Raw genomic sequence first — 11591 nt, forward strand, 5'->3', positions numbered from 1 at the left:
CCCGAACTGTGTCCAAAACCTGAAACAGAACGTTCAAACAGTCTGATCAGTTTGAACGAAACGTTCAACAGCCACACCGGTTTGTCGGGGCTGGGACACTGTCAGGAAGCATCCTTCACCGGATAAGGGTGAACCTGTGGACCATGCCCCTGTGTGAGACCGAACTTTTGAAGCTTTCGTTCAAGGGTCGGACGGCTGATGCCCAGGATCTGACACGTGCGCCCCTTGTGGCCCTTGGTGACGGCCATGGCCCGGGCAATGAGCTGCCGTTCGGCCTCTTCCAGGGTGGGGATGAGGCTCACATCGTCTACCGCTGGGGCGGCGAACATGGAGTTCGCGGCGCCCGGGACGCGCGGGGCGTCCAGGGGCCCTGAGGGGTTCGCCTCCAGCGGGGGCAGGTCGTCGCCGCGCAGCACGTCGCCGGGGGCGAGCACGACGGCGCGGGTGAGGACGTTCTCCAACTCGCGCACGTTGCCGCGCCAGGGCAGCAGGGTGAGGCGCTCCATCACCTCGTGGGGCACGCGGGTGACGCGCTTGTGCACCTTCTCGTTGATGCGCTCCAGGAGGTGCTTCACCAGCAGGGAGATGTCCTCGCGCCGTTCCCGCAGAGGCGGGATGACGAGGGTGATGACCTTGAGGCGCTGGTAGAGGTCCTCGCGGAAGCGCCCTTGCGCCACCTCGTCCGCGAGGTTGCGGTGGGTGGCGGCGATGACGCGCGCTCGCAGCTTCACGCGCTTGACGCCGCCCACGCGCTCGAACTCGCGCTCCTGCAGCACGCGCAGGAGCTTCGCCTGGAGCATCAGCGACATGTCGCCAATCTCATCCAGGAACACGGTGCCGTCCTCGGCCAGCTCGAACTTGCCGGGCTTGCCGGACACGGCGCCGGTGAAGGCGCCCTTCTCGTGGCCGAACAGCTCGCTCTCCAGGAGCGTGTCCACGATGGCGGAGCAGTTGATGCCGATGAAGGGCCGGGGCTCGTCGTAGGAGTAGTTGTGGATGACGCGGGCGATGAGCTCCTTGCCGGTGCCGCTCTCGCCGTTGATCAGCACCGTCGCGGTGCTGCCCGTCACCTTGCCAATCTCCTTCACCAGCTGCTGCATGGAGGGGCTGGTGCCCACGATGTCGCCCAGGCGGACGACGGCGTTCTCGCGGTGGACCTCGTCCGCGCGGCGCGACAGCTGGCGGTACTCCAGCGCGCGCTCCACGACCAGGTCCAGGGCGGCGGGATCCGGGAAGGGCTTGTGGATGTAGTCGAACGCACCGGCCTTCATGGCCCGGATGGTCGTCTCCATGTCGTGGTAGGCGGTGACGAGGATGATGCGCGCGTCGCCGCACAGCCCCTTCATCTCCTCGATGATCTCCAGGCCGGTGCGGTCCGGGAGCATCATGTCCAGGATGACGACGCTGGGCATGTTCTCCTGGGCGGCCTTGAGGCCCGCGGCGGCGCTGGTGGCCGTGACGACCTGGTAGCGCGGCTGCCCGTCCTGCTCGATCTCCTCGAAGTGCATCGTGAGGGTTTCGAGCAGCGACACGTCATCGTCGACGATGAGGAGGGTCTCCATGGGGTCCTCAGGCGGCGAACGTCAGCGTGAACACCATCCCCGGTTCGGCGCTCCCCTGGGCCGCCACGTCGCCCCCCACGCCCGTCATCACCCGCCGCAGGGCGGCCAGGGACAGCCCCGCGCCCCGCGCCAGGCGCGAGCCGAAGGGGTCGAACAGCGTGCCCCGCTCCTCCGGGGGCAGGGCCGCGGCGGGATCATCCAGGATGAGGCTGACGTGGCCGGGGGCCGCCTGGCGCAGCGTCACCTGGACGCGGCCCTCCTCTGGCAGGCCCATGGCCACGTTGAGCAGGACTTGAGCGAGCACGGGTCTCAACCGGTTGGGATCCACCCGCACGCGGGGCAGGTCCGCCTCTTCCTTCACATCCACCTCGATGCGGCGCTCGGCCAGTTCCGGGGCCACCATGGCGGTCGCCTCCTGGACGACCGAGCGCAGGGGGTGGGCGTCCAGGTTCGCGGCGCTCTCGCGGCCGTACTCGGACAGGAGCCACAGCATGCGCTCCATGGTCCGGATTTCGCGGTTGGCGATGGTGAGCCGCCGCTTGTCCCGGTCCGAGAGGCCGGTGTTCCGGGCCAGCGTCTGCACGGCCATCTTCACCGACGACAGCGGGTTGCGGATTTCGTGGCTCAGTGACGAGGACAGCTTGGAGATCTGCACCGGCGGGGCGCCCTCCAGCACGGCGCCCAGGTCGAGCACGCCCGCGGAGGCCTCTTCCCCGTCCATGCCCAGCACGAGCCGCAGGTGCGTGGGGGGCGGGTTGCCGGTGGAGCCATGTGGCGGGAGGGTGACGAACTCCACCGCGCGGCGATCCTCGCGTGCGCGGGCATCCAGCTCCCGCGCGCGCTCCTGCGGAATCCCCAGCGCGGTGTGCAGGGACATGCCCACGAGCGCCTTGGCATCGCGGCGCAGCACCGGGGCGCAATCACCTTCCGCGCGTGTCACACGCAGGTGGGGGGACCAGGCGAGCTGAGCGGCTTGCAGGAGATGGGCGTTCATTGGTGGACCTGAAACATACCGGCTAACGTCGAGTGCTGTCCCTATGACCCTCACTCCACGTCCTCCGAAGAACCTTGTGGCCGCCCTTCTGTTCCTGTCCGGGGCGACCGCGCTCGTCTACGAGCTGGTCTGGTCCAAATACCTGGGGAACGTGCTGGGCAACAGCGGTCAGGCGCACGCCGTCGTGCTGGCTACGTTCATGGGGGGCCTGGCGCTGGGGGCGTTTGTCTTCGGGCGGACAGCGGACCGGGTGAAGAGTCCGTTGGCGCTCTACGGCGTGCTGGAACTGGGCGTGGGGTTGTACGCGCTGGCGTTCCCCTACGTCCTGGGCGCGCTGGAGCACCTGTGGCTGGCCCTGGCGCCGCACGTGCCGGAGGGCCTGCGGGTGGCCCCGCGCCTGCTCGTGTCGTCGCTGTCGCTGGTGGTGCCCACGCTGCTCATGGGCGGCACGCTGCCGGCGTTGGTGCGCCACTTCGCGGCGAGCCTCGCGGGGGTGCGCAAGGAGCTGGCGCGGCTGTATGCCATCAACAGCCTGGGGGCGGCGGTGGGCGTGTATGTGGCGGGCACGCGGCTGGTGCCGCTGGTGGGCCTGTCCGCGTCCGCGCAGATCGCCGCCGGGCTGAATGTGTTCCTCGCACTGGCGGCGCTGGCGCTGGCCCGGCAGCATCCACCGGCGGTGGTGGTGGGGGCGGCGCCAGCGGCGGAGGACGTGGCCTATCCCCGGCGGGCGGTGCGGGCGGCGCTCATCGGCGTGATGCTGTCCGGCTTCACGTCCATGCTGTACCAGGTGACGTGGATCCGCCTGCTGTCCATCGTGCTGGGGGCGTCCACGTATGCCTTCACGCTGATCCTGACGGCGTTCATCCTGGGCATCGGTCTGGGCAGCTTCTGGCTGATGACGCGCAAGGAGGGCGGGGACTCGCTGAAGCTGTATGGCTGGACGCAGGTGGGGCTGGTGGTGAGCCTCTGCGTGGCGCTGCCCCTGTACGTGCGGCTGCCGCACCTGTTCCGCTGGTCCGAGTGGATGCTCACGCGCGCGGTGGAGACGTGGCCCATCTTCCAGGGCATCACCTTCGCCTTCTGCTGCGCGGTGCTGCTGGTGCCCACCTTCATCATGGGCGCGGCGTTCCCGGCGGCGGCGCGCGTGGCCACGGCGAAGGTATCCGAGGTGGGGCGCGAGTTGGGCGGCGTCTACCTGTGGAACACGGCGGGCACGCTGTCCGGCTCCGTGCTGGGCGGGCTGGTGCTGATGCCCTTCTGGGGCATGCAGGGCAACTTCATCGCGGGGGCGGTGGCGAACCTGGTGGCTGCGGGCCTGGCGTTCCACGCGCTGTCCACGCCGAAGGAAGGGGAGGGCGCGAGTGAGGTCCCCGCATGGCGGGTGTTCGCGCCGGTGGGGGGGGCGGCGGTGCTGGCGGTGGTGGTGCTGGGCAGCCTGCAGGGCTGGCCGCAGCGGCTGTCCAGCATCGCGGCGATGCGCGCCTACAAGAAGCCGCCGGAGAGCTACGCGAAGCTTGTGGAGAACACGGAGAAGTCCATCGTCCCCCACTTCTACGCGGACGACACCTTCGCGACGGTGATGGTGGGCGACCTGCCGAGCGAGAACCTCCGCTTCATGAAGATCAACGGCAAGACGGACGCGTCGAACGGGGGGGACATCGAGACGCAGGTGATGGCGGCCCACCTGGGCATGCTGTTGCACCCGCGCGACCCGAAGAACGTGCTGGTCATCGGTGCCGGCGCGGCCATCACCGCGGGCAGCCTGCTGGCGCACCCGGTGGAGCGCCTGGACATGGTGGAGATCTCCCCGGCGGTCATCGAGGCGGCGCGCCTGTTCAAGGCGGACAACCGCAACGCGGTGGATGATCCGCGCACGCATGTGCACATCGACGACGCGAAGACGTTCATGGCGTTGGCGCCCATCCGCTACGACCTCATTGTCAGCGTGCCGTCCAACCCCTGGGTGACGGGCGTGTCCGGCCTCTTCACGCGCGACTTCTTCCAGTTGGTGGACAAGCACCTGACGGACGACGGCGTGATGGTGCAGTGGATCCACACCTACGAGAGCAACCGCGAGCTGGTGCGGCTGGTGATCCGCACACTGCAGGACACCTTCCCGCACGCCACGACGTGGCTGGGGCCCGAGGATCTGGTGCTGGTGGCAAGCCGCAAGCCGCTGTCGTTCGACGCGGCGATGGTGGCCGCGCGCATGGCTCGGCCGGACGTGAAGGCGGATCTGGCCCGGGTGGACATCCACGACCTGTTCGGTCTGCTGTCCAAGCAGGTGCACACCGAGGCGGGCCAGAAGGACTTCGCGGGCGAGGGGCCCATCAACACGGATGACCACAACCTGCTGGAGTACGCGTCGCCGGTGGCCTTCTTCCTCGCGAACCTGGACGTGCGCGTGAAGGACGAGCGCCGGTCGCCGGACAGCGGGCCGAGGCTGTTGCTACACGAGTACCTGCGCGATCATCCGCCCACTGCCGAGCAGGTCGCGGGGCTATACCGCAACGTGCAGCGCTACCACTCGGAGAAGGATCCGATGGTCCGGGGGGTGGCGACGCTGTGGCGTTCGCTGGCGCCAGAGGACCCCGCCTCGGCACTCGCGCTGGGGCGGGCCGTGCTGGCGCAGGGGGACCTGAGCTTGGCGGCGTCGCTTCTGGAACCGGAGGTGGCGCGGGGCGGGCGTTCACCTGAGTTGGTGACGGAGTACCTGAAGCTGGTGACGGCCCGGCTGTGGTCCTCGCGCACGGTATGGACACCGCTGACCGCGGAGGGCGCGCTGGCGGTGGGGCGGGAGGTGACGGCACGTCACAGCCAGGACACGAAGCTCCAGAATGCGTTCAAGGCCTTCTGCGAGGCCCTGGAACCGGACGCCTGTGGATCCACGCCCAAAACGCCGACCGCGGCGCCAGGCGGGCCCTGAAAACAGGGGGATGATGCCTTGAGAGGTTCCAGACCCGCGATATTCCTTGATCCAACCCCCCATCCTCCCGATGACGGATGGAGGCGCTTGCCCGCCCGTTGTACCGTCTGTATCGACCCTGACTTCCCGCAGGGTGTGTCTCTCCACCGCTGCAACGACCCCCGGAGTTTTCCATGAACGCGATCGCGAAGGCACCCAAGAAGCAGTTCCGCAAGAACCGTGGTCAGGGCATGACCGAGTACATCATCATCGTGGCCCTCATCGCGATCGCCGCCATCGGCGTGATCACCCTGTTCGGTGACAACATCCGCAAGCTGTTCGGCGCCTCCGCCGCGGCGCTGGCCGGTGAGGACAACGTGAAGAACGACGGTCAGCAGGCCGGCGACGAGCTGAAGAAGAAGACGATGAAGAACTTCGGCCAGAACAACACCTACAACTGAGCCACCCCAGTTGTGTGGAAATGGCAGGTCCCTCCACCTGGAAGGGCCTGCCATTTTTCTTTGCGGGGTGTGTGACTCCCGCGGCTCAGGGGGCCGGGCGAGCGGCGGAAGTGAAGCCCAGGCGGCGCAGCATCACCTGCCGGATGGAGGGGATGCGGAAGCGGAAGATGAAGGCGTCCGCGAAGTAGTGCGCGAGCACGCACGCGAAACCCAGCGAAGTCAGTGCACGGAGCAAGGGATGTGCCTGCGCGCCGCCGCCGATGCCCAGCGAGCCGCGCATGGGGCCATCCAGCAGGAATCCATGCACCACGCCCAGGGCGAACAGCGGAACCATGGACGCGACCATGGCGGGCCAGATGAGCTTCTGGCTCAGCCGGGGACGGTCGCCCTCGCGAGGCTCCAGCATGCGGGCGCTGAGGAGGTAGTACTCCAACCCGTGCATGCCCGGGAGCATCACGTAGCCCCAGGACGGCGCCACGAGCGCGAGGCCCGTCGCGGTGGCCATCCCCAAGAGATAGAGCACCTTGGGGCCGCTGGCGATGCCAGAGCGGAGCACCGCGCGGAAGAGCAGGAGGAAGTAGCCCAGCCAGACGGCGATGAGCAGGGGCAGTGTCTGCCACGGCAGGACGGTGCCCTGGCCCACGTCGAGATAGGCGGGGGCGCCGGGAGCGGCGGACTCGGCGACGAAGAAGATGCGGATGAGGAGGACGGTGAGCAGCAGCGGGACGTAGAGCTGCTGGAGCTTGCGTTCCAGAGCGGAGGGCGGCGCGAGGCCTTCCTGTCCGCCGCGAAGGCCGTGCAGGGACCACAGGCCCCGGTGCTGCGACAGGGTGTGGTGCATGCCGAAGACGTTGAAGATGACGGCGACGGCGAAGGTGTGGATGGAGCGGTTGGCGTAGAAGGTGAAGAACAGCGCCGCGCCCACGCCGAGCATGGCCAGCACACCGGCGAGGATGGTGTGAGGCTGCCTGGGGGTGGCGGTGAGCACGTCGCGGTGCACGCCGAAGAGCAGGAACGTGAGGATGACGTGCGTGGAGTTGCCCAGGATGTTCTGGGCCGTCCAGCCCAGGAGTTTGTGGGCGGTGTTCTCAGAGGCCGGGGCGAGGAACGCGCTGGCGAAGGCGGCCACCAGGGTCAGGGTCAGAGGGATGCCGAGAATGGCGAGGTCGGCCCGGGGGGAGAACAGCCACAGGCGGCGAAAACGCAGGGTTCCGGGCGCGGCCGACGTGTCCTGCTCCATGGCGGTGACGACTCCGGGGCTCAGCGGTGTCATGGGCGTGGGAGTATACCGGGTCGCTGGGCATATGGTCCCGGGCCGCCCAGCCTGCCCGGCGGGAATGGAGCCGGGAGCGCCCATGGGTGCAAGCCGAAAGAGGTGAGTAGGCGGCTACGAGGACCACAGACTTCATCAGTAGATCCGGTTTCGTAGATCATCCTGGCGGCGGGTTGCCTCCGGATTGTCGCTGGCAACGAGGTGGTGATCGCGCATGGCGAGGCTTGTTGATTGCGCCGCCGCCCCTGGAGCTGCATCTCCGTCCGCAAGGCTCCTACGAGACAAACGTCTCCGCGACAAGCCCAGCTACTGGCGGATCGAGGGCGTGCCCAGTCGTGTGGAAGTGCTGCTGCAGCCATGCTCTCAACCGTATCCAACCTCAACTCAAACGCCAGACAGCCATCCTGTTCAGCCTCCGAGAGAAGAACGGCGGCATATTTCTGGCTGTAGTTGTAGGGATTGGTGAGTCGCTGAGCCTGGCTCCGGTCCGGGGCACTCTAGAGCGTCGATCAGGAATCCGCCCGAGGAAAATCGATCGTTTACGAGCACGGTCGACGCGGGCTGTCGCCAGGTGCTCATGTCACCTCCTCACGGAGGTGGCGCTTGGACCGATGGAGCCCCACGGTGGAGTGCAGTGCCCGCGAGCAGAAGCTGCTGAAGCTCGCCGGAAAGAGTCGGAAGCTCTTCGTCTTTCTGCGCGAGCACCGGCACGAGTTGTTCGACGACGCCTTTCAGGCGGAGTTGGAGTCGATGTATCGACAGACAGGCCAGGGTGAAGCCGCACAGCCGCCCGCGTTGATGTGCATGGGCCTGTTGCTGCAGGCCTATTTGCAAACTTCCGATGCGGAGGCAGTGCGTCTGTCGGCGAGCGACCGCTGCTGGCGGTTGGTTCTCGGAACGCTCGAGGATGAAGAGGACGTGCCCGCGTTTTCGCAGGGCGGGCTGCAGCAGTTCCGCGAGCGCCTCATGGCGCATGAGATGGACCGTCGGCTGCTGGAGCGCACCGTCGAGGTGGCGAAGCGGACGAAGGGGTTCGATTCGAAGAAGACGCCGAAGACGCTGCGAGTGGGGGTCGACAGCCGCCCTCTGGAAGGGGCCGGGCGGGTTGAGGACACCATCAACCTGCTCGGCCACGCAGGCCGCAAGGTGGCCGAGAGCATGGCGCTCGCGCTCGGCACCGACGTCGAGGAGGTGTGTCAGCAGGCGAATGCGCCGTTGCTGAGGGCCAGCAGCATCAAGGCCGGCCTCGACATCGACTGGAGCGCGCCCGACGCGAAGCTCAACGCACTCAATCGCCTGTGCCGGCAGCTCGATTGCCTCATGGCCTGGGTGGTGAAGCAGTCGAAGGCGTGCGTCACGGCTCCGCTGACGCGCTACATCGAAGCGCTCGTGCAGGTGAAGGCGCAGGACCTTGAGCCGCGCCCCGAGGGCGGCGTGCAAATTCGACAAGGCGTGGCGGCCGACAGGCGCATCTCCATCGAAGACCCGGACATGCGCCACGGGCGCAAGAGCAAGAGCAAGCGTTTCAATGGCTACAAGCAGCACGTCGGCACCGACCTCGACACCGAATTGGTGGTCGCCTGCGCCGTGACGCCGGCCAACCGACCCGAAGAGGAGGCGACGGGCGCACTGCAGGAAGACATGGCCCACCAGGAGCTCTTCCCCGACGTCCTCCTCATCGACAGGGCGTACCTCAACAGCGCAATGGCCGAAGACGTGCTGGAGAGCGGCGGCGACGTCGTCTGCCGGCCGTGGCGAGGAGCCAGCGCGAAGTCCGGACTCTTCGGCAAGCGCGACTTCAAAGTGAACATCCGCGCCGGCCCCCTCACGTGCCCTGCTGGCGAGGTGGAACCCTTCGAGCCCGGCGCCGTCGTGCAATTCGACCCGGAAGCCTGCGGACCGTGCAAGCTGCGCTCAAGCTGTACCCAGGCCGCGTCCGGCAAGGGGCGTAGCGTCACGATGGGCGACGATGAGCGGCTCCAGAAGCGTCTGCGCTCACGTCTGCAGTCGCGCGCGGGCCGCGCACAACTCCGCGAGCGTGTCGGTGTCGAGCATCGCCTGGCACATCTCGCCAACCGCCAGGGCCCGAAGGCCCGTTACCGAGGCACGCGCCGCAACCTCTTTGACCTCAGGCGAATCGCGGTCGTCCAAAACCTCGAGGTCGCCGCGCGCTATCAGCGCGCGGCGTGACCTAACCTGTTCGGCGCTCTAGGGGCCGTCCCTGATCTCGTGTTCACGAATCGACCCAACGGGCCGGTCCTCCGGTACGTTGGGGCTGGGCCCCGAGTCGGAATTGCTGACTGGGGCCAAGTACGATCAACGCGGGCTGTGCGCCTACATGAACTGAGCGATGCCGAGTGGAGCCGCATTGAGCCTCTGCTGGGCTCCAGGAGCGGCCCCCGCTCGAAGCGAGGGGACCGTGACTTCATCAACGCCGTGGTGTGGCGCGTGAAGACCGGGGAGCAATGGTGGGACTTGCCCGAGCGGTTCGGTCACTGGAAGACGGTCTACAACCGCTTCCACCTCTGGGCGAAGACTGGGCGCTGGGAAGCCATCTGCAAGGCGCTGCGGCTCGATGTAGATGAGCTTGGCTCCCTTGCTGACGCATCGGCCGTCCGGGCGCATCAGGACGTCGCGGGCGGAAAAGGGGGAGCCGAAGCAATGCTTTGGGCCGTTCTCGAGGAGGCTTTTCAACGAGAGCTCACGCCGTCACGACGACGGGAGGTAAGCCGCTCCACGTTGCGCTGACGCCCGGCCAGCAGCACGAGTCCACAATGGCCGAAGAACTTCTGGTGCACGCCGAGGGCACCACTTTCATCGCGGATACCAATTATGACGCCGACCGCATTCGTGCCAACGTTCGAAAGCTCAGGATGAAGCCTGTCATCCATTCAAACCCGAGCCGCAAGCGGGCGTTGCCGTTAGACCGCCCCCTGTACCGGCTGCGCTACCGGGTGGAGTGCTTCCTCCACGACCTCAAGCGCTTTCGTGCTGTCGCCACCCGCCATGACAAGTCGGCGACCAGCTACCTTGCCGTCCTGCACGTCGCATCCATGCTTCTTTGGCTGCGCTAAACAGGGACAGCTCCTCGCTGAGTAGAATCATATAGGAGGGTCACGGATTGCCGGGTAAAACGCGCCCCAGGCAAGGTCGCGATAGAGATTTACAATCGTGGCATCCATTTCTGATGCAGCAATATTCGCGGCCGCCCTGTGTAATTGCTTGCTATTGGTAGACGAGTTGTCCGATATTGGAGAGGCTCGGACGTCTATTCGAGGGGGCGGGTCAGGAGCTTTCGTAATGAGGGGAAGGACGCGGTTGTTGTGTGGGAAGCGCATTCCCTGCTCTCGATTCCATTTGCTCCGAGGAATCGCGTTGATGGGGATCCTGCTTCTGACGCCCTGGTCAGGAGCGGCGGCGGGCCGCACGTCACGCACGAGTGAGGAAGCTCTAGCCGCGTTGGGGGCAGCCTTGTTCGTTGACACGTCATTGAGTGTGGACGGCGCCGTGGCCTGCGCGACGTGTCATCGCCCCGACGCCGCATTCACAGACGGCAGAGCCGTTTCGCGCGGAGCATTTGGCCGGCGGGGAACCCGGAATGCTCCCAGTTTAATGGGCCTGGCACAGACCCGAGAGTTCTTCTGGGACGGGCGGAGGACCTCCCTGGAAGAACTGGTCATGGATCCGCTCACTACCGCCGAGGAACATGGGCTGTCTGGAGAAGGTGCGGTCCTGTCATTGGTTCAGGCGCGCCATGCAGTGGGCTTCGCGCTTGTTTTTCCTGACGAAGGCGTGACGCGAACGACCGTGGCGAAAGCCCTCGCTGCATATCTCCGCCAGCTGGTTCCGGCGCCATCTCCATTTGACCGCTTCCAGGCGGGGGATGCACAGGCGCTCCTCCCAGAGCAGCGGCGGGGGTTCGCGCTCTTCACGGGACGCGCTGGGTGTGCGCGCTGCCATCGTTTGGAGGCGGGCTCCTTCACGGACGGGGCATACCACCCCGGTGAAGTCCCCCTTGAGATCGTTCCTCGTCAGCCTGATGCCGCCCGGGGCATTCTGGGATGGGATTCAGAAGCGCGCCGCGCCGCGATTCCTGCTCGCGCGGATGTAGCGGCGTTGGGGCGTTATGCCGTCAGCCTTCGGGCGGTTGACTTGGGCCGCTTCCGCACGCCTTCCCTTCGCAACGTGGCCAAGACGGCCCCCTACATGCACGATGGCAGCGTTCCCACGCTGGCCGAAGCTGTTGAACGTGAGCTGTATTACCGAAAGAGCGAAGGGCTTCAGGTCGGGGATCTGACGCCCGCAGACCGCTCCAGCCTCGTGGCATTCCTTCAGGCGCTGACGAGTCCCCAGGTGCCAACACAGACGGTCCCGTGACGCCGACTGGCCGCTGATC

9 protein-coding genes are annotated in these 11591 nt (G+C 66.9%); 6 read left to right on the forward strand and 3 right to left on the reverse strand.

Annotation, left to right across the window (positions count from 1 at the left end; translation table 11 throughout):
- Positions 1-101: 101 nt before the first annotated feature.
- Together KYK13_RS12895 and KYK13_RS12900 are read right to left on the reverse strand one after the other, a co-directional pair.
- On the reverse strand, positions 102-1562 hold the full coding sequence (locus KYK13_RS12895) for a sigma-54 dependent transcriptional regulator (RefSeq protein WP_223644502.1): 1461 nt from the start codon (positions 1560-1562) through the stop codon (positions 102-104).
- 7 nt (positions 1563-1569) lie between these two features.
- Entirely contained in the window at positions 1570-2472 is a 903-nt protein-coding gene (locus KYK13_RS12900; protein ID WP_223644503.1) for a sensor histidine kinase KdpD, read from the reverse strand.
- A 160-nt stretch (positions 2473-2632) separates the two neighbouring features.
- Between KYK13_RS12900 and KYK13_RS12905 the strand changes: the two genes are divergently transcribed.
- Both KYK13_RS12905 and KYK13_RS12910 read left to right on the forward strand, forming a co-directional pair.
- On the forward strand, positions 2633-5482 hold the full coding sequence (locus tag KYK13_RS12905) for a fused MFS/spermidine synthase (RefSeq protein WP_223644505.1): 2850 nt from the start codon (positions 2633-2635) through the stop codon (positions 5480-5482).
- A 173-nt stretch (positions 5483-5655) separates the two neighbouring features.
- Entirely contained in the window at positions 5656-5922 is a 267-nt protein-coding gene (locus KYK13_RS12910; RefSeq protein ID WP_223644507.1) for a hypothetical protein, read from the forward strand.
- 85 nt (positions 5923-6007) lie between these two features.
- Here the strand turns inward: KYK13_RS12910 and KYK13_RS12915 are convergent, their stop codons facing one another.
- Complete coding sequence (locus tag KYK13_RS12915; RefSeq protein WP_223644509.1) at positions 6008-7195, reverse strand: hypothetical protein; 1188 nt, start codon at positions 7193-7195, stop codon at positions 6008-6010.
- Between the two features lie 603 nt (positions 7196-7798).
- On the opposite strand from KYK13_RS12915, the gene KYK13_RS12920 reads away from it, so the two are divergent.
- The 4 genes from KYK13_RS12920 to KYK13_RS12935 all read left to right on the forward strand — a co-directional run bounded on the left by KYK13_RS12920 (position 7799) and on the right by KYK13_RS12935 (position 11572).
- On the forward strand, positions 7799-9385 hold the full coding sequence (locus KYK13_RS12920; protein WP_223644511.1) for an IS1182 family transposase: 1587 nt from the start codon (positions 7799-7801) through the stop codon (positions 9383-9385).
- 138 nt (positions 9386-9523) lie between these two features.
- Positions 9524-9943, forward strand: a complete 420-nt coding sequence (locus tag KYK13_RS12925) for a transposase (RefSeq protein WP_223644513.1) — start codon at positions 9524-9526, stop codon at positions 9941-9943.
- The gene (locus KYK13_RS12930) at positions 9862-10269 is read left to right on the forward strand and encodes an IS5 family transposase (RefSeq protein WP_223644515.1); all 408 of its coding nucleotides are present in this window, start codon (positions 9862-9864) and stop codon (positions 10267-10269) included. Before KYK13_RS12925 ends, KYK13_RS12930 begins: the two co-directional genes overlap by 82 nt.
- Positions 10270-10573: 304 nt before the next feature.
- Positions 10574-11572 carry a cytochrome-c peroxidase gene (locus KYK13_RS12935; RefSeq protein WP_223644517.1) on the forward strand — a complete coding sequence of 333 codons (999 nt, stop codon included), beginning with the start codon at positions 10574-10576 and terminating at the stop codon, positions 11570-11572.
- Positions 11573-11591 lie beyond the last annotated feature (19 nt).

The organism is Corallococcus sp. EGB (assembly GCF_019968905.1).
Taxonomy (GTDB): Bacteria; Myxococcota; Myxococcia; order Myxococcales; family Myxococcaceae; genus Corallococcus.